Origin of the sequence: Pantoea sp. App145 (assembly GCF_047947045.1) — a bacterium.
Taxonomy (GTDB): domain Bacteria; phylum Pseudomonadota; class Gammaproteobacteria; order Enterobacterales; family Enterobacteriaceae; genus Pantoea.
Genome location: NZ_CP133290.1, coordinates 4,085,216 through 4,103,339, shown reverse-complemented (window position 1 = coordinate 4,103,339; position 18,124 = coordinate 4,085,216). Strand labels below are relative to the sequence as shown.

At 52.5% G+C, this 18,124-nt stretch carries 19 protein-coding genes and 6 tRNA genes; 13 read left to right on the top strand and 12 right to left on the bottom strand.

The genetic code is table 11. From position 1 onward, the window contains the following. Nucleotides 1–24 precede the first annotated feature (24 nt). The 4 genes from RCF31_RS18975 to RCF31_RS18960 form a co-directional block, all read right to left on the bottom strand. Nucleotides 25–339 (bottom strand): DUF1493 family protein, encoded by a 315-nt coding sequence (locus tag RCF31_RS18975; RefSeq protein ID WP_416411970.1) that lies wholly within the window; start codon nt 337–339, stop codon nt 25–27. Then, nucleotides 339–800 (bottom strand): STM2901 family protein, encoded by a 462-nt coding sequence (locus RCF31_RS18970; RefSeq protein ID WP_416411969.1) that lies wholly within the window; start codon nt 798–800, stop codon nt 339–341. The genes RCF31_RS18975 and RCF31_RS18970 overlap by 1 nt, the downstream gene beginning before the upstream one ends. A gap of 249 nt (nt 801–1,049) precedes the next feature. Further along, a tRNA-Ala gene (locus RCF31_RS18965) sits at nt 1,050–1,125 on the bottom strand. Nucleotides 1,126–1,170: 45 nt separating this feature from the next. Continuing rightward, a tRNA-Ala gene (locus RCF31_RS18960) sits at nt 1,171–1,246 on the bottom strand. Nucleotides 1,247–1,584: 338 nt separating this feature from the next. Between RCF31_RS18960 and RCF31_RS18955 the strand changes: the two genes are divergently transcribed. Together RCF31_RS18955 and RCF31_RS18950 are read left to right on the top strand one after the other, a co-directional pair. After that, the gene (locus tag RCF31_RS18955; RefSeq protein ID WP_299455151.1) at nt 1,585–2,373 is read left to right on the top strand and encodes a formate/nitrite transporter family protein; all 789 of its coding nucleotides are present in this window, start codon (nt 1,585–1,587) and stop codon (nt 2,371–2,373) included. A 111-nt stretch (nt 2,374–2,484) separates the two neighbouring features. Continuing rightward, nucleotides 2,485–2,838: a YfeC-like transcriptional regulator gene (locus RCF31_RS18950; protein WP_084876212.1), complete on the top strand. Its 354-nt coding sequence runs from the start codon at nt 2,485–2,487 to the stop codon at nt 2,836–2,838. Between the two features lie 60 nt (nt 2,839–2,898). On the opposite strand, the gene gltX is transcribed toward RCF31_RS18950, so the two are convergent. Continuing rightward, a complete protein-coding gene (gltX, locus tag RCF31_RS18945; protein WP_299455147.1) occupies nt 2,899–4,320 on the bottom strand; it encodes a glutamate--tRNA ligase in 1,422 nt (473 codons plus the stop codon). A 273-nt stretch (nt 4,321–4,593) separates the two neighbouring features. Between gltX and RCF31_RS18940 the strand changes: the two genes are divergently transcribed. From RCF31_RS18940 to RCF31_RS18920, 5 genes are all read left to right on the top strand, one after another. Continuing rightward, a tRNA-Val gene (locus RCF31_RS18940) sits at nt 4,594–4,669 on the top strand. Nucleotides 4,670–4,707: 38 nt separating this feature from the next. Then, nucleotides 4,708–4,783, top strand: a tRNA-Val gene (locus RCF31_RS18935). Nucleotides 4,784–4,824: 41 nt separating this feature from the next. Then, nucleotides 4,825–4,900 (top strand) — tRNA-Val (locus tag RCF31_RS18930). 4 nt (nt 4,901–4,904) lie between these two features. Then, a tRNA-Lys gene (locus RCF31_RS18925) sits at nt 4,905–4,980 on the top strand. Between the two features lie 154 nt (nt 4,981–5,134). Continuing rightward, nucleotides 5,135–5,485, top strand: a complete 351-nt coding sequence (locus RCF31_RS18920; protein WP_299455144.1) for a FlxA-like family protein — start codon at nt 5,135–5,137, stop codon at nt 5,483–5,485. Here the strand turns inward: RCF31_RS18920 and RCF31_RS18915 are convergent. Further along, the gene (locus tag RCF31_RS18915) at nt 5,482–6,402 is read right to left on the bottom strand and encodes a LysR family transcriptional regulator (RefSeq protein WP_299455142.1); all 921 of its coding nucleotides are present in this window, start codon (nt 6,400–6,402) and stop codon (nt 5,482–5,484) included. The genes RCF31_RS18920 and RCF31_RS18915 overlap by 4 nt on opposite strands. A 99-nt stretch (nt 6,403–6,501) precedes the next feature. Between RCF31_RS18915 and RCF31_RS18910 the strand changes: the two genes are divergently transcribed. Beyond that, the gene (locus tag RCF31_RS18910; protein ID WP_313689474.1) at nt 6,502–7,506 is read left to right on the top strand and encodes a bile acid:sodium symporter family protein; all 1,005 of its coding nucleotides are present in this window, start codon (nt 6,502–6,504) and stop codon (nt 7,504–7,506) included. A gap of 30 nt (nt 7,507–7,536) precedes the next feature. On the opposite strand, the gene RCF31_RS18905 is transcribed toward RCF31_RS18910, so the two are convergent. From RCF31_RS18905 to zipA, 3 genes are all read right to left on the bottom strand, one after another. Then, nucleotides 7,537–7,755: a DUF3820 family protein gene (locus tag RCF31_RS18905; protein WP_084876217.1), complete on the bottom strand. Its 219-nt coding sequence runs from the start codon at nt 7,753–7,755 to the stop codon at nt 7,537–7,539. Between the two features lies 1 nt (nt 7,756). Continuing rightward, entirely contained in the window at nt 7,757–9,775 is a 2,019-nt protein-coding gene (ligA, locus tag RCF31_RS18900) for an NAD-dependent DNA ligase LigA (RefSeq protein ID WP_416411967.1), read from the bottom strand. A gap of 74 nt (nt 9,776–9,849) precedes the next feature. Continuing rightward, a complete protein-coding gene (zipA, locus tag RCF31_RS18895; RefSeq protein ID WP_416411966.1) occupies nt 9,850–10,830 on the bottom strand; it encodes a cell division protein ZipA in 981 nt (326 codons plus the stop codon). A 228-nt stretch (nt 10,831–11,058) separates the two neighbouring features. Here zipA and cysZ point away from each other — a divergent pair, with 228 nt between their 5' ends. Next, complete coding sequence (cysZ, locus tag RCF31_RS18890) at nt 11,059–11,817, top strand: sulfate transporter CysZ (RefSeq protein ID WP_416411964.1); 759 nt, start codon at nt 11,059–11,061, stop codon at nt 11,815–11,817. Nucleotides 11,818–11,957: 140 nt separating this feature from the next. Beyond that, nucleotides 11,958–12,929, top strand: a complete 972-nt coding sequence (gene cysK, locus RCF31_RS18885; protein ID WP_299455125.1) for a cysteine synthase A — start codon at nt 11,958–11,960, stop codon at nt 12,927–12,929. Between the two features lie 3 nt (nt 12,930–12,932). Here the strand turns inward: cysK and RCF31_RS18880 are convergent, their stop codons facing one another. Next, the gene (locus RCF31_RS18880) at nt 12,933–13,208 is read right to left on the bottom strand and encodes a hypothetical protein (protein ID WP_299455122.1); all 276 of its coding nucleotides are present in this window, start codon (nt 13,206–13,208) and stop codon (nt 12,933–12,935) included. A gap of 110 nt (nt 13,209–13,318) precedes the next feature. Between RCF31_RS18880 and ptsH the strand changes: the two genes are divergently transcribed. From ptsH to crr, 3 genes are all read left to right on the top strand, one after another. Beyond that, entirely contained in the window at nt 13,319–13,576 is a 258-nt protein-coding gene (gene ptsH, locus RCF31_RS18875; RefSeq protein WP_007889063.1) for a phosphocarrier protein Hpr, read from the top strand. 159 nt (nt 13,577–13,735) lie between these two features. Further along, nucleotides 13,736–15,463 (top strand): phosphoenolpyruvate-protein phosphotransferase PtsI, encoded by a 1,728-nt coding sequence (gene ptsI, locus RCF31_RS18870; RefSeq protein ID WP_299455098.1) that lies wholly within the window; start codon nt 13,736–13,738, stop codon nt 15,461–15,463. Nucleotides 15,464–15,505: 42 nt separating this feature from the next. Further along, nucleotides 15,506–16,009: a PTS glucose transporter subunit IIA gene (crr, locus tag RCF31_RS18865; protein ID WP_084876224.1), complete on the top strand. Its 504-nt coding sequence runs from the start codon at nt 15,506–15,508 to the stop codon at nt 16,007–16,009. Between the two features lie 58 nt (nt 16,010–16,067). On the opposite strand, the gene RCF31_RS18860 is transcribed toward crr, so the two are convergent. Both RCF31_RS18860 and RCF31_RS18855 read right to left on the bottom strand, forming a co-directional pair. After that, nucleotides 16,068–17,429: an ATP-binding protein gene (locus RCF31_RS18860; protein ID WP_299455095.1), complete on the bottom strand. Its 1,362-nt coding sequence runs from the start codon at nt 17,427–17,429 to the stop codon at nt 16,068–16,070. Further along, a complete protein-coding gene (locus RCF31_RS18855) occupies nt 17,426–18,106 on the bottom strand; it encodes a response regulator transcription factor (RefSeq protein WP_084876226.1) in 681 nt (226 codons plus the stop codon). The genes RCF31_RS18860 and RCF31_RS18855 overlap by 4 nt, the downstream gene beginning before the upstream one ends. Nucleotides 18,107–18,124: the final 18 nt, after the last annotated feature.

The window sequence follows — 18,124 nt, the reverse complement described above, 5'->3', positions numbered from 1 at the left end:
ATTCATGACCTGCGATTGGTCTCGTCAGTCATACAACCAGCGCCCGGCTTTTGCTGACTCTGCAAGCATTCTTAATGTGAGCGGTTTGTGCGGGTCCGGTTCTTTTGAGCCTAAATACTCTGGATTAAAGTAGTTGAGTACTTCAAAGTTCACACGGTCAACATTCCAACGTTGAAAGTACTCATCCATCAATTCTACGTTATCTTCAAACACCAGTTTCAGATCATCCCTGATACTCATAGCAAGAGTGATTTCTTTCTTTGGCCCGAAGATGAAGAACTTCTTAGTGTTATACCCTTCATCAATGAAATGGATAATCTCTTGTTCATAATCTCTCATCAGAAATACGTCCATTGTATACGGTCTTTTGGTAAAGCAATCTTGTTGTACGTGTACTTAATGTCGTTCTGAATCTGGTAGATAGTCATGAAGGATAGTACCCAACCAAGCCATGGAACATTACGACCAACGAAACGCCCCAGATTATTGGTACTCGTCCATTTAAGAGTAGCGATTGATTTACCAGTGAGAGTAGGAAGACGATAACCGCGTGGTAGTTGGTAGTTCAACCACTTACTAAGGTACTTAGAAGCAATAGAAGTGCCTGGAGTTGCATTGCCGGGTTTTGCTCTGGCTCCAAGTATTGGTTGTCCTGAGATGATAAGAGAAGCATCTACTACCGTGATTTCAAGATAGTCACTAACCACTACGGCAGTGATAGCCCACCATAGCTGTTGTGGCGTCAGATTGGACATGCCACCATAAAAATATGTCCCGTTTAGCTGTTCCGTAGTATCCATATATGAAACTCCCTTTCATTAAGAATCTCTTATACTACAGACCATTTTTCGACCAGTCCAGTTTGACCAAAGGCAGGAGTTAGGCAGAATTGCTTGTTTAACTGAAGGAACCAGCCGTATTTTTATGATCAAAACGCGATAAAACCGGCTATAGCAGCGTATGCCCGCCAACGAATATGCGTGCAAAAATTTAGCAACTTACAGGAATGGATGAATTTTAACGAATTGATTGCAATGAATCAGGATGAATGGTGGAGATAAGCGGGATCGAACCGCTGACCTCTTGCATGCCATGCAAGCGCTCTCCCAGCTGAGCTATACCCCCACATCTGGAATCGTTTTTTCAATGCCAAACCCCTGGGAAGAAGTTTGGTGGAGCTAAGCGGGATCGAACCGCTGACCTCTTGCATGCCATGCAAGCGCTCTCCCAGCTGAGCTATAGCCCCGCACCGAAAAAACCGCCGAGTCACCTCGACGGACGGCATAATATGAAACCCATTCCTGGGTGTCAACGTCAAATTTCGGTTCTGTGTTCAATCGCTGAAAAAGGCGGCAAACCCGCGCCGCGCTGGCTTTTTTTTCATCATCGCCGGGCTTTTGCCAGATATCCCCCTTCCCCCGTTCACAACCCGCGAGGTTAACCATGCGTTAATCATGTTAGGAGAAATCTTGTTTTCGTTAAAAGGGAGTGTAAACTTAGCGCGCTAATTAACCGGTCACCGACCAGGGTTTAACCTTTTGCCGGTTAGCACCTTCCCTTTGCCAATAAAAGAAAAGTGAGTTTATGTCGCTGCATACACCAAAAGAGATCGCCCAGCTGGCGATTCAGTCTGGCGTGGTCAAAAGCCAGGCATCCGTTTCAACTTTATTGATTCTCGGCTTTATGGCGGGTGCATTTATTGCAACCGGCTTTCTGCTCGATCTCCATGTGATTAACCAACTCCCTGCCGACTGGGGTTCCTTTGGCGGATTTCTCGGTGCGGCAGTGTTCCCCGTCGGGCTGATTCTGACCGTGCTGGCCGGTGGTGAGCTGCTGACCGGTAATATGATGACCATGCCGATTGCCTGGTTCGCACGTCGCGTTAGTGGCTTTAGCGTGCTGCGTAACTGGTTCTGGGTCACCATTGCTAACTTTCTCGGCAGTATCGCTGTCGCCTGGTTCTTTGGTCATATGCTCGGCATGACAGAAGGCGACTACCTGAAGAAAACCGTCGCGATTGCTACGGCCAAAGTGAATGCCGACTTCCTGCATGCCTTTATCTCTGGCATCGGCTGTAACTGGCTGGTGTGTCTTGCCGTCTGGCTGGCTTTCGCCAGTAAAGATGTGGTGGGAAAAATTTTCGGCATGTGGTTCCCGGTGATGGCATTCGTCGCGATTGGCTTTCAGCACGTGGTGGCAAACATGTTTATCGTGCCTGCCGCGATTTTTGCCGGACAGCTTAGCTGGGCTGAATACCTGCCGAATTTCGTTGCGGTGTTCCTGGGCAACGGGGTTGGCGGTGCGATTTTTGTCGGCCTGACCTACTTCATCGCCTTCCGTCCTGCACAAGCGGCAGCAACCGAAGCCTCTTAATCGATTTATGCCTTTTGCCGGATGGCAGGAGGCATTTTCCTTCGTGATTACTTTTTCCTGTAACGTTTTGTTGTAATATGTAGAGCTAATGTATTTAACAGGGAAAGCGTCGTGAAAAAGGAATGGCTAACACCCGAAGAACTCGCGCTGGAAACGGGCTACAGTCGGCAGACTGTTAACAAATGGATTAAACGCGAAAACTGGACAACCACGCCCAAGCCCGGTGTACAGGGCGGTAAGGCACGATTGATCCATATCGATGAACGCGTGAAAAGCTTTATCCAATCCACCCGCCATGCGAACGAACCGGCAGCTCATTACGGTGCACAGCAAAATACGTTACCTGCGTTATTAATAAATTCTGTCCAGCAAATGACAGCAGCCGAACAGGAACAACTGGTGGCGCTTCTGCTACGGGAAGGGATCCGAGGCGTGTTACAACGGCTGGGAATTCAGGAAAAATAAAAAAGCCGGGAGCAGATGCTTCCGGCTTTTTTTATGCCTGTCAGAAGTTAGCGCAGAACATTATGCCTGGGCTTCGCGCTCGGCAATAAAGGCCAGCGCTTTTTCGATACGTGCCACGCTGCGGCTGCGGCCAATAGCCTGGACAGTCACATCCAGCGCCGGAGACTGACCCGCACCGGTCACGGCAACGCGCAACGGCATACCGACTTTGCCCATCCCCAGCTCCAGTTCGTCTGCTGCGCCCTGAATGGCGTGATGCACATTCTCTGCGGTCCAGTCGTTGTCGCTGATGGCAGCCAGTTTGTCACGTACCACTTCCAGCGGCTGACGCGCAACCGGACGCAGGTGTTTCTTCGCGGCGTCGGCATCAAAGGCATCGAATTCTTCATAGAAGTAACGGCAGGATGCCGCAATCTCTACCAGTGTCTTACAACGCTCGCCCAGCAGGGTAACCAGTTTCGCCAGTTCCGGACCGGTACGGGTATCGATGTTCTGTTGTTCAATATGCCATTGCAGATGCGTCGCCACATATTCCGGCGGCAGGGTATTAATGTAGTGATGGTTCAGCCACTGCAATTTTTCAGTATTGAAGGCACTGGCCGATTTGCTCACCGCATCGAGGGTAAACAGTTCGGTCATTTCCGCCACGCTGAAGATTTCCTGATCGCCATGTGACCAGCCCAGACGCACCAGATAGTTGAGCAGCGCTTCCGGCAGGTAGCCATCATCACGATACTGCATCACCCCTACCGCGCCATGACGTTTGGACAGCTTTTTACCGTCATCACCGAGGATCATTGATACGTGCGCGTACACAGGAACTTCAGCACCAATCGCTTTCAGGATGTTGATCTGACGCGGCGTGTTGTTGATATGGTCTTCGCCTCGGATAACGTGGGTGATACCCATATCCCAGTCGTCCACCACCACACAGAAGTTATAGGTCGGCGAACCATCGGTACGACGAATGATCAGGTCATCCAGCTCCTGGTTGCTGAACTCAATCGGTCCACGAATCTGATCATCAAAAATGACAGAGCCATCCTGCGGGTTGCGGAAACGCACCACACAAGGTTCGTCAGCAGCATGATGTTCATGGCTGTCGCGGCAACGGCCGTCGTAACGCGGCTTTTCACCCTTCGCCATCTGTTCTTCACGCAACGCTTCCAGGCGCTCTTTGGAGCAGTAACATTTATAAGCAGTGCCAGCCACCAGCATCTCATCGATCACCGCATTGTAGCGATCAAAGCGTTTGGTCTGGTAGTACGGACCTTCGTTCCAGTCGAGGCTCAGCCAGTTCATGCCATCCATAATGGCTTCGATGGCTTCCGGTGTGGATCGCTCCAGATCGGTATCTTCGATACGCAGAACAAATTCGCCCTTGTTATGACGAGCATAAAGCCAGGAGTAAAGAGCAGTACGAGCACCGCCCACATGCAGATAGCCAGTGGGGCTGGGTGCGAAGCGAGTTTTGATTTTCATTCAGCATTGCCTTAAATGCGCGGAGGTTCGTTGTCTGGATGACAAAAAACAGGTTAACGCGAAAAAACAGTGGGCATATTCTAGCAGCTGACCGTGATTCCTCAATGATTGTCGCGGTGGGTACTGCCGGAGAGAGCCAGTTTTCTGCTAATAAAACCAGCACATTGGCTAAAAGCCCTGCAGGATGTTTAATTTTAAAGCGAACGCACATTTATGTTTTAAAAAGCGTTGACTCACTTCGAAGGATCCCTATAATGCGACTCCACACAGCGGGGGTGATTAGCTCAGTTGGTAGAGCATCTCCCTTACAAGGAGGGGGTCGGCGGTTCGAGCCCGTCATCACCCACCACTCTTAAGGTGGCCCGCAGTGAACAAGAGATAAGATATGGGTGATTAGCTCAGTTGGTAGAGCATCTCCCTTACAAGGAGGGGGTCGGCGGTTCGAGCCCGTCATCACCCACCATATCTTAGTCAGATGACACTCTTGTTAAGTAGTACCGAAGTGGGTGATTAGCTCAGTTGGTAGAGCATCTCCCTTACAAGGAGGGGGTCGGCGGTTCGAGCCCGTCATCACCCACCACTTCGGGTCGTTAGCTCAGTTGGTAGAGCAGTTGACTTTTAATCAATTGGTCGCAGGTTCGAATCCTGCACGACCCACCAATGTAGAAAGGCGCCCTAAAGGCGCCTTTTTGCTATGCGACGAAAACCTCGTCGCCCCCTTTGCAAATTCCTTTCGCAACCTTAACACTTTGTGCCCTCATGTGATTTTATCCCCTTGCCGATAACGACTGTGAACTATTGCAAGGAGAAAACCATGAGTACCATTTCAAGTGTGTCCAGCAGTGTCAGTAGTAGTAGCAGTGCCGGCAATACCTCACAAATTGCCAGCCTGAATAAACAAATCCAGAGTCTCACCAAAGAACTCAAAGATCTGTCCAGTGATGACACCCTGACTGATGAGCAAAAATCAGCGCAGGAGCAAATGATTCAGTCGCAGATTCAGATGATTGAGGCGCAGATCACGCAAATCGAGCAGCAGGCGACGCAAAAAGCACAGCAACAGCAGGAGCAGCAACAAAAGCAAGATACCTCCTCCTCCACCAGCACCAAGGCTGATGGAATCAACCGTCCTACCGATACCAATCAAATCAACGTTTACGTTTAAAACGCTGGTTTGAGGGAACGTTGTTGCGTCAGCAGCTCTGCCTGCTGACGCACTTCCTGCCAGATGGCTTCTGCCGCGGGTGTCAGCGAGCGGTTTCTGCGCTTAATCAACATCAGGCTGCGATTGATTTCAGGATACAGCCGCCGCACCGTCAGTTTCCGTCCGGAAGGCAACGGTAACGCCAGCGCCGGTAAGATACTGATGCCAATTCCTGCCTCAACCATCGGATACAGCGTCGCCGGGTGACCAATCTCCTGCACCACATTCACCGCAATCGACTGCTGCTGCAAAGCGGCATCAATCAGCGCACGGCTGCCGGAAGCATAATCCTGCAACACCATCGTTCGCCCCGCTAACATCGCCCATTGCGGCTGAGTATCCTGAGCCAGCACATCATCTTCCCGGCATAGCAGCAAAAATGGTTCATTCATGATGGTCTGATAATCAAAATCGCTATCGCTGATCGGCCCAATAATCAGGCCAAAATCGACCTCCGCGTTACGCACGCTTTGCAGCACCCATTGCTGGGCACGATCATGCAGAATCACGCGAATGTCTGGATAGTGTTGCTGACAGCTGGCGAGGCATTGTGGCATCAGATGGGCAGACGGTGTCTGGCTGGCAGCGACCCGTACCGTCCCACTGCGTTGTTCGCCATAGCTGCGCACATCCTGCACCGTGGTGTTTAGCTCCTCCAGCAGACGCTCAAGCCGCGTTGCCAGTTGCTGCCCGGCTTCAGTCAGTTGCACTTCACGGGTGGTACGATCCAGTAACCGCACTCCCATCTCCGCCTCCAGCTCTTTAATACTGTGGCTGACCGCCGACTGGCTAAGGCCAATCACCTGCCCCGCCTGGCTGAAGCTGCCGTACTTCGCAACGGCGACAAAGGTGCGCAACTGGCGTAACGTGTAATTCATCGATAGCGCTCATAGATTGATGCAATAAATCAATTTTATTTCTAAACCCAGCTAGCGCACAATCAGCAACATCATTTTTTGCTTAACCGGATTGTAACAATGGGATTTTTACGACTCGACCCGATGATGGTCAAACTTATCATCACCGTGCTGCTGGCCAGCTTCTTACCGGCCAAAGGCGGGTTTGTCGATTTCTTCGAATGGCTGACCACCGCCGCCATCGCCCTGCTGTTCTTTATGCATGGCGCTAAGCTGTCACGCGAAAAAATCATCGCCGGTAGCAGCCACTGGCGGCTGCATTTATGGATTATGTGCAGTACCTTTGTGCTGTTCCCGATCCTCGGCCTGTTGCTGGTGTGGTGGCATCCGGTTGATGTGGGCACCGATATCTATACTGGCTTCATTTATCTGTGTATTTTGCCTGCTACCGTACAGTCGGCGATTGCCTTTACCTCGATGGCTGGCGGTAACGTCGCCGCGGCGGTATGCAGCGCCTCTGCCTCCAGCCTGCTGGGTGTTTTTGTCTCACCGCTGCTGGTTAACCTGGTGATGAATGTGCACAGTGATGCACCGAGCAACGGTCTGGAGCAGATTGGCAAAATCATGCTGCAATTGCTGGTGCCTTTTGTGCTGGGTCACATCTCACGCCGCTGGATTGGTGGCTGGGTAGAAAAACATCGCAGCCTGATTGGCAAAACCGATCAGACCTCGATTCTGCTGGTGGTTTACTCCGCCTTTAGTGAAGCGGTGGTTAACGGCATCTGGAATCGTGTCGGCGTGGATACCCTGCTGTGGATCCTGGCGGGCAGCCTGCTGCTGCTGGTGGTGGTTCTGCTGATCAACCTCGGAGCTTCACGTCTGTTCGGCTTCAAACGTGCTGATGAGATTACGGTATTGTTCTGCGGCTCGAAAAAGAGTCTGGCAAACGGCGTGCCGATGGCCAATATCCTGTTCCCGGCCAGCAGCGTGGGGATTATCGTGCTACCGCTGATGATCTTCCACCAGGTACAGCTGATGGTCTGTTCATTCATCGCACAACGCTACAAAACCAGCAACGAAAAACATCTGGCGCAGCAGCAACAGGCTGAAGCACAAAAATCCTGATAAAAAGGCCCGCATGCGGGCCTTGTTCTTTTATTCACTGCGTTTCAGCGGCTTCACCAGACCTTCCAGTCCTTCGATCTTGATCGCCAGCGTTATCTGCATCAGCTCCCCGAGTTTACCGGCGGGAAACTCACCGCCACGGGCAAACCACAGCAGATACGGCTCTGGCAGGTCGATCAGCATTCTGCCTTTGTATTTGCCAAATGGCATCGGCGTGTTGGCGATCTCAATCAGCTGCTGCTTTTCCATATCAGGCTCCGAGCAGGCGAATCATCTCTGCTTCGTCAATCACCGCAATGCCCAGTTCCTGGGCCTTCGCCAGCTTAGAACCTGCGGCTTCACCGGCAATCAACAAGTCGGTTTTCTTCGATACGCTACCGCTGACTTTAGCACCCAGCGCCGTTAGTCGCGCCTTCGCATCATCACGGTTCATCTGCGACAGCGAGCCGGTTAATACCACAGTTTTGCCGGCGAACGGGCTATCAATTTCTTCAGCATTGACCACTTCAACCTGCGGCCAATGTACGCCTATCTGTTCCGTCAGCTCGCGGATAACCTCACGGTTGCTTTCCTCATCCATAAAATTACGTACGTGGCTGGCGACCACTTTGCCGACATCCTGTACCGCAATCAGCGCATCCAGATCAGCATCCATCACCTTTTCCAGCTCGCCGAAATGGTTTGCCAGGTTAGCGGCCGTGGCTTCGCCGACTTCACGTATGCCGAGCGCATAGAGGAAGCGTGGCAGCGTGGTGAATTTGGCTTTCTCCAGTGCATCGACCACATTCTGCGCCGACTTCGGCCCCATACGGTCCAGCCCGGTGAGTTTACCCGCCGTCAGACGGAACAGATCGGCAGGGGTTTTGACGTATTCTTTTTCCACCAGCTGGTCGATGATTTTGTCACCCATGCCATCAACATCCAGCGCACGGCGCGATACAAAGTGCTTCAACGCTTCTTTGCGCTGGGCACCGCAAATCAACCCGCCGGTACAGCGTGTCACTGCTTCGCCTTCGACACGCTCAACATCAGAACCACATACCGGACAGTGGCTGGGGAACACGATTTCACGCGTATCGTCCGGACGCTCGGATTCCACCACATTCACCACCTGCGGGATGACATCGCCTGCACGACGAATCACGACTTTGTCGCCAATACGCAGCCCGAGTCGGGCGATTTCATCGGCGTTATGCAACGTCGCATTGCTGACGATCACCCCGGCGACCTGCACCGGCTCCAGACGCGCCACCGGCGTGATGGCCCCGGTACGACCTACCTGAAACTCAACATCGCGCACGAAGGTCAACTGCTCCTGGGCGGGAAATTTGAACGCTACGGCCCAGCGTGGTGCACGTGCGACAAAGCCCAGCTGCTCCTGCAATGCCAGCGAATCGACCTTGATAACCACACCATCAATATCAAAACCCAGCGTGGGGCGATCCTGTTCAATCTGACGATAAAATTCCAGCACCTGATCGGCATTGTTAGCCAGACGGATACGGTTGCTGACGGGTAAGCCCCAGGCTTTAAACTGCTCCAGACGCCCAAGGTGGCTGGCCGGCATTTCACCGCCTTCCAGCAGGCCAAGGCCGTAGCAGAAAAAGGTCAGTGGACGCTTAGCGGTGATACGCGGATCGAGTTGGCGCAGTGAACCTGCGGCCGCATTACGCGGGTTGGCAAAAACTTTGGCTCCGGTGCGACGCGCTTCCTCATTGAGTTTTTCGAAACCGCTTTCCGTCATAAAGACTTCACCACGGACTTCAACACGCGCCGGAATGTTGTCACCACGCAAACGCAGCGGAATCGCATGAATGGTACGCACATTCGCGGTGATATTTTCCCCGGTGGTGCCGTCGCCACGGGTCGCGGCACGCACCAGTACGCCCTCTTCATACAGCAGGCTCACCGCCAGACCATCCAGCTTGAGCTCACAGCAGTAGACCAGATCATCGCTGCTTTTCAGACGATCCTGAACGCGTTTGTTAAAGGCGAGGAAGCCCGCTTCGTCGAAAGTATTATCCAGCGACAGCATAGGCACTTCATGGCGTACCTGGTCGAAAGCCGCCAGTGGCTCAGCACCTACACGTTGCGTCGGCGAATCCGGCGTGACCAGATCGGGATGTGCTCCCTCCAGCTCACGCAGCTGCGCCATTAATCGGTCATACTCTGCATCCGGGACTTCCGGCGTATCCATCACATGGTAGAGATATTCGTGGTGACGTAACGTGGTGCGCAGCGCGGTGATCTGCTCCTGAACCGATTTCATAGTGCCTCATCCGATAAAAAACCCCCGACAGGCGGGGGTTATAAGTAGAGATTTTTTGACGCCTGTGCAGGTTATCAGCCGATAACCTCACGAATACGCGCTTTGTAGGTTTCCAGCTTTTGCGGCGTCATCATACGACGCTCATCATCCAGCACCACGCCACCCACGTCATCCGCGATGCGTTGCGCAGATTGCAGCATCAGTTTGAAGTTCTGGTTCGCATCCCCGTAAGACGGCACCATCATAAAGATAGAAACGCCAGGGGTGCTGAAATCGCCCATCTCATCCGGATTGAACGAGCCAGGCTTCACCATATTGGCCAGGCTAAACAACACCGGACCACTGCCTGCCGGGCTGAGGTGGCGATGGAAAATATTCATTTCACCGAACTGGAAGCCTGCCTGCAGAATCCCCTGCAACAACGCTTCACCATTCAGTACGCCACCCGCATGGGCAGCAACATGCAGTACCAGCACTGCTTCTTTCTTACTGCCAGCTGCAGCAGGCTGCGGCTGTTTTTCTTCATGGGCAACTGGCGCAGCTACATGCGGCTCAGGTTGTTCTGCAGCCTGGAATTCAGGTGCCGGTTGTGTGGCGGCGAGCGGATCCTGATCCAGCAACGGATCGGCCTGAATCGGCTGAGGCTGCGGTGCCGGTCGTGCCACTGGCGCTACTGGCGGCTCAGGCTGCTGGCGCACTTCAGGCTCCGCATCAAACAGCGGATCACGCGCGACTGGCACTTCCTGACGCGGTGCAGGCTGACGAACAGGTTCCGGCGCACGCGGCGCGCTGGCAGGCTTCTTATCCGGATAGCCGCCAAACTCAGGTTCATCGTGCGTGTCATGATCGCGACGAACACGAACTTCGCCGACGCCTTCATCATCGTCGCTCAGCAGATCATCATCCGCTTCTTCGCGTTGTTTCAGACGTTTGTGCGGGCGATCGCGAAACACAGAAGAGCGCTCTTTACGGCTGGTCCACAGTCCGTGAAGTAGCAGCGCTATTATGGCGATCGCGCCAACAACGATTAATATCAGACGCAAATCCTGCATCATTGTATTCTCTGTTGTTCCAATACCTTGCCACCACGGCAAACTTTACCCTCTAACTGTATTTGCCCAGCTACACAAGTGCAAGTCTGTGCAGTATTTTCTGACAAATAAGATAGCTCCCCCACGCTTTTTTGCTGTTTTTTCGCACAAAGCGCCCCGGTTGCCGATAAAAAGCCAGGAAAAGCCAGGTTATGATGTTTGCGCCCGCACACATATGGAGAAAGGCCCGTTATGCCCGCTGAGAATTCGGTCTCATCATTTAATGGTATTCATTACTTCGCCGAGGGATGGAAACTGGTGCGTCTGCCCGGCATTCGCCGTTACGTCATCATCCCCCTGCTGGTCAACATTCTGCTGCTGGGTGGTGCCTTTATCTGGCTGTTTAAGCGCCTCGGGCAATGGATTCCGCAATTCATGGCGCACATTCCAGACTGGCTACAGTGGCTCAGCTATCTGCTATGGCCACTGACCGTGATTTCGATTGTGCTGATATTCAGTTACTTCTTCTCCACCATTGCCAACTTAATTGCGGCCCCCTTTTGTGGCCTGCTGGCGGAGCAATTGGAAGGACGTTTAACCGGGAATCCGCTGCCCGATAGCGGCTGGGTCGCCATGCTGAAAGACGTCCCACGCATCATGAAACGTGAAATACAGAAGCTGGGTTACTATTTGCCACGCGCATTTGGTCTACTGTTGCTCCACTTTATCCCGGGCTTTGGTCAAACCGTGGCACCACTTTTATGGTTCCTGTTCAGCGCCTGGATGTTGTCAGTGCAATACTGCGATTATCCCTTTGATAACCACAAAGTGAGTTTTGCCCGCATGCGCAGTGCGTTACGCCAGCATAAAACCGCCAATATGCAGTTTGGTGCGCTGGTGAGCCTGTTCACCATGATCCCGATTGTCAATCTGGCCATTATGCCGGTCGCCGTATGTGGTGCCACGGCAATGTGGGTGGATCGTTATCGCCTGCAACATCAGCGTCATTAATCCATCAAAGAGCCTTATGCTTTTTTGCATGGGGCTTATGGTTGTGGGCTATATAGATATACGATTTCTTTCCTTCCGCACTCAGGCAGAAAAGGTATGCTCTGAGGGTTCCCAATATTTCATACAGTTAAGGACGAGCTATGAGTAAGATCTATGAAGACAACTCGCTGACAATTGGTCATACGCCGCTGGTTCGACTGAACCGCATCGGTAACGGCCGCATTCTGGCGAAGGTCGAGTCCCGTAACCCGAGCTTCAGCGTCAAATGCCGTATCGGTGCCAATATGATTTGGGACGCAGAAAAACGCGGCATCCTGAAACCTGGCGTAGAACTGGTTGAACCCACCAGCGGTAACACCGGTATTGCCCTGGCCTATGTGGCAGCGGCGCGTGGTTACAAGCTGACGCTGACCATGCCGGAAACCATGTCGATCGAACGTCGTAAACTTTTGAAAGCGCTGGGTGCCAATCTGGTATTGACCGAAGGTGCGAAAGGCATGAAAGGTGCCATCGCCAAAGCGGAAGAGATTGTTGCCGGCGACCCGGATAAATTTGTCCTGCTGCAGCAGTTCAGCAACCCGGCTAACCCGGAAATCCATGAAAAAACCACCGGCCCGGAGATCTGGGAAGATACCGATGGTGCCGTGGACGTGTTTATCGCCGGTGTCGGTACTGGCGGCACGCTGACCGGTGTCAGCCGCTACATCAAAAACACCAAAGGGAAGAAAGACCTGATTTCGGTGGCAGTCGAACCCACCGATTCCCCGGTGATCGCTCAGGCGCTGGCTGGTGAAGAGATCAAACCGGGTCCGCACAAAATTCAGGGTATCGGCGCTGGCTTCATCCCAGGCAACCTTGACCTGAAACTGGTTGACCGAGTTGTTGCCATCACCAATGACGAAGCGATCAGCACCGCACGTCGTCTGATGGAAGAAGAAGGCATCCTCGCCGGTATCTCCTCAGGTGCAGCCGTCGCCGCCGCGCTGAAATTGCAGGAAGACGAAGCATTCGCCAACAAAAACATTGTGGTGATCCTGCCGTCCTCTGGCGAGCGTTACCTTAGCACTGCGCTTTTTGCTGATCTGTTCACCGAAAAAGAGCTGCAACAGTGACGGTCAAAGTCTGAAAGTGGCGAAAAAAGCACCCGAATGGGTGCTTTTTTGTGGCTCAGATCTCACTTTTACCACCTGGCAGATTGCTTTCAGTGACGAGGGTCTGGTATTTAAGCAGCCAATTATTTCGATGCCTGAAATTAATCGGGCTTTGAAGTGGATCAAGCTGAATCGATTTACTGATTTGGCGATACGGCGAATCACGGCATAATGGGCAGATGGAGCGATCATCTCTGCTTTTGATCCTTCACCTGAAATGACGCTCTCATTCATGCGCATTTTTTGGTCATCTGTGATGCCTGACCCGCGCACCTACACAGGCTAAAGTTACGGCTCCAGGCTAGACTTTAGATCCATAACACCAAACCTGATAAAGTTGGGGAAATAGAATGTTCCAGCAAGAAGTTACCATTACCGCACCAAACGGCCTCCACACTCGTCCTGCAGCTCAGTTCGTTAAAGAAGCCAAGGCTTTCCAGTCAGAAATCACCGTGACTTCCAATGGCAAATCCGCCAGCGCGAAAAGCTTGTTCAAACTGCAGACACTGGGTCTGACTCAGGGTACGGTTGTTACGCTGTCTGCCGAAGGTGAAGATGAGCAGCAAGCGGTTGAACACCTGGTAAAACTGATGGCTGAGCTGGAGTAATCCGCTCAGTTTGTAACTAAACCGACTCCTTTGCCCCATTGAGTGCAAACATCTTGATCGCGGACAACCTGTCCGCGTTATTGCTTCCGTAGATTGACTTATCCGCGACAATGGCAATGCATCGGGTCAACGAGCCATCGTGATTATAAAGGTAGAGTTATGATTTCAGGCATTTTAGCATCACCGGGTATCGCTTTCGGCAAAGCACTGCTGCTGAAGGAAGATGAGATCGTCATCAACCGTAAAAAGATTTCTGATGACCAGGTTGAGCAGGAAGTACAGCGCTTCCTTGATGGACGCAGCAAAGCTGCTTCTCAGCTCGAAGCCATCAAAATCAAAGCCGGTGAAACCTTCGGTGAAGAAAAAGCGGCGATCTTTGAAGGTCACATCATGCTGCTGGAAGACGAAGAGCTGGAGCAGGAAATCATCGACCTGATCAAGAAAGATCGCGCGACTGCTGATGCTGCTGCCCACTCCGTCATTGAAGGCCAGGCGAAAGCGCTGGAAGAACTGGATGACGAATACCTGAAAGAACGTGCGGCTGACGTACGTGACATCGGTAAACGCCTGCTGCAAAACATCCTTGGCCTGCACATCGTTGACCTGAGCGCCATCGAAGAAGAATCCATTCTGGTGGCGAAAGATCTGACACCATCAGAAACCGCGCAGCTGAACCTGAAAAAGGTACTGGGCTTTATCACCGATCTCGGTGGCCGCACCTCTCACACCTCCATCATGGCGCGTTCTCTCGAACTGCCTGCGATTGTCGGCACCGGTAGCGTGACCACCACGGTGAACAATGGCGATTTTCTGATTCTGGATGGCGTAAACAACAAAGTTTACATCAACCCGACAGCAGACGTACTGGAAGAGCTGAAAGCCATCCAGACGCAATATTTGTCTGAAAAACATGAACTGGCGAAACTGAAAGATCTGCCGGCGATCACGCTGGATGGTCATCAGGTTGAAGTGTGCGCCAACATCGGTACTGTCCGTGATGTAGCCGGTGCTGAGCGTAACGGTGCCGAAGGTGTGGGCCTGTATCGTACCGAGTTCCTGTTTATGGACCGCGATTCACTGCCGACTGAAGAAGAACAGTTCCAGGCTTACAAAGCCGTGGCTGAAGCCATGGGCTCACAGGCCGTCATCGTCCGTACCATGGATATCGGTGGCGACAAAGATCTGCCCTACATGGACCTGCCGAAAGAAGAAAACCCGTTCCTCGGCTGGCGTGCGATTCGTATCGCCATGGACCGCAAAGAGATTCTGCACGCCCAGCTGCGCGCGATCCTGCGTGCCTCTTCGTTTGGCAAACTGCGCATCATGTTCCCGATGATCATTTCCGTGGAAGAAGTTCGCTTCCTGAAAGCAGAACTGGACATGCTGAAAGCGCAGCTGCGTGAGGAAGGTAAAGCCTTTGATGAAACCATCGAGATGGGCATCATGGTAGAAACACCGGCTTCCGCAGTGATTGCCCGCCATCTGGCGAAAGAAGTCGATTTCTTCAGTATTGGGACAAACGACCTGACGCAGTATACTCTGGCGGTCGATCGTGGTAATGATTTGATTTCTCACCTCTATAACCCAATGTCGCCTTCCGTTCTGGGCCTCATCAAGCAAGTGATCGATGCATCACATGCCGAAGGGAAATGGACCGGCATGTGTGGTGAGCTGGCTGGTGATGAACGTGCTACACTACTGTTACTGGGAATGGGGCTGGACGAATTCAGCATGAGTGCCATTTCAATCCCGAGCATCAAGAAAATTATTCGTAATACCAATTTTGAAGATGCGAAGGCATTGGCGGAGCAGGCTCTGGCTCAACCCACAGCAGATGATTTGATGAGCCTGGTTAACAAGTTCATCAAAGAAAAAACACTCTGCTGATCCGCGAGACGCTGGCCCCAAATTACTGCTTAGGAGAAGATCATGGGTTTGTTTTCTAAACTTTTTGGCGACAAAACAGAAAGCGCTTCCGGAACTATTGAAATCGTAGCGCCTCTGTCAGGCGAAATCGTGAATATTGAAGACGTACCAGATGTGGTATTCGCGGAGAAAATTGTCGGTGACGGTATCGCCATCAAACCTTCAGGCAACAAAATGGTTGCCCCGGTTGATGGGACTATCGGCAAAATTTTCGAGACCAACCACGCATTTTCAATCGAGTCTGACAACGGCATCGAGCTGTTTGTCCACTTCGGTATCGACACGGTTGAACTGAAAGGTGAAGGCTTCAAACGTATCGCTGAAGAAGGCCAGAAAGTGAAAAAAGGCGACGTGGTGATCGAATTTGATCTGCCACTGCTGGAAGAGAAAGCAAAGTCCACGCTGACGCCGGTTGTGATCTCTAACATGGATGAGATCAAAGACCTGATCAAACTCTCTGGTCCGGTTACCGTGGGTGAAACCCCGGTGATTCGTATCAAGAAATAATTCGCAGTCTGGATAGTAAAACGGCACCCAATGGGTGCCGTTTTTATTTAACAGCCACTCAATTCTGCTTCCAGCGTGGCAACTTCAGCGTCAGTTCCAGGCCCCCTTCCGGGCGATTAACCGCCTGCACTTCACCGTGATGCGCCAGGATCACCTTACGAACGATGGACAGCCCCAGACCGTAACCTTTGCCCATCAGCGGTGAATTCACCCGCACGAAGGGGTCGAAAATGCTGGAAAGCTTCTCATCATCAACACCCGGCCCCTGATCGCGTACGCGAATCGCCAGCCACTGGTTCTCCGCCTGCAAACGCACCTGAATATGCTGACCACGATGGGAGAAACGCAGCGCGTTACGCAGCACATTCTCCACCCCACGGCGAATCAGCTCCGCATTGCCGTGCACGGTATAGTCGGCATTTTCATCAACCTGAAAATCGACTTTCACGCCCGGAATCTGCGCCTCATAGCGGACATCGGTCACCACCGCATGTAGCAGACCGGTGAGGTCAAAATACTGCTCCCCAGGCATGCTTTCGTGCTCGGCACGCGATAAAGTCAGCAACTCGCCAATCATCTTATCGAGGCGACGCGCTTCCTCATCGATACGGTTCAAAGAGGTTTCTACGCTTTCCGGCGTCTGGCGCGCCAGACCGGTTGCCAGTTGCAGACGCGCCAGCGGCGAACGCAATTCGTGGGAGATATCATGCAACAGCTCCTCACGCGCTTTCACCAGCGTATCCAATCGTTCCACCATGGCGTCAAAATCCTGCGCCACGCTGGACAACTCATCATGACGTTTGCGCATCACCGGATAGAGACGCACGCTCAAATCACCGCTACTCACGCGGGCAAAACCTTCACGCAGCTGACGCATCGGACGCGTCAGGTTCCACGCCAGCAGCAGGCTAAACAGCAGCCCCAACGCACCAGCGAAGGTAAACATCGGCTCAGGAATATTCAGGATACGACGCGGGCCGCCCACGCCCATTGAGCTATCCTCACGCAGGCCTTTCACGTCGTAGCGTAGCTCGTACTCTTTGCCGTCAGACCCCTTGACCCAGCGTACAATCACATCCGGAAAAGGGCCGTGAAAGGGTTCATTAAACCCTTCCGGTGGCGCGTTCTGGGTTGAGACCGGTTTGTTGTGCTGAATCACCGAAAAGAACTGTCGATCATTCGGTTCCCAGTCAGCCATCATATCGTCGAGTGAACTTGGCCCACCGCGTTCCAGCACCGACACTGCCGACGCCATCTGCAAATTGACAATGCGCCGAATCGCCACGATTTCAGGGGGTTCATGGCGATTACCGGAGAGGGAAAAACCGAGCCACAGCAGCTGGCTGATAATCACAAAAACGATCCAGAAGCCCAGCAGGATCTTCCAGAACATCCGACCACGATAGCTGTGCTGCTTCATCGAATGCGATAACCAATACTGCGCACGGTTTCAATGTTGACGTTGTCTGCGGTTAACGCCGCCAGCTTTTGACGAATATTGCTGATATGCACATCGACGCTACGGTCGTAAGCTTCACGCGGACGGCCCAGCCCTTTCTCGGACAGTTCATCTTTCGATACCACACGATCCGGAGCACGCATCAACAGGTCGAGCAGATTGAATTCTGAAGCGGTCAGGTCAAAAGCTTTGCCCTGCCATTCGGTGATACGGGTAGCGGGATTGAGGCTCAAATCGCCCCAGCGCAGCACTTCTTTTTTATCGGGCAACGGCGTCTGATCTTCAAAGCGACGCAGCACCGCACGCAGACGCGCCACCAGTTCACGCGGGTAGCAGGGTTTTGGTACATAATCGTCCGCACCCATCTCCAGACCAATCACGCGATCGATATTGTCGCCTTTGGCCGTCAGCATGATCACCGGCAGACGGCTGTTCTGACGCACCTGGCGCAGCACATCAATTCCACTCATATCCGGCAGCATGATATCGAGAATCATGGCGGTGTAATTGCCTGAAAGCGCACCTTCAACTCCGGCACTTCCGGTTAAAACCAGTTGTGCATCAAAGCCTTCCGCAATCAGGTATTGGCTCAGCATAGTACCAAGCTCTAAATCGTCATCAACAAGCAGAATTTTCATCTTTATCTCTCGTACAAA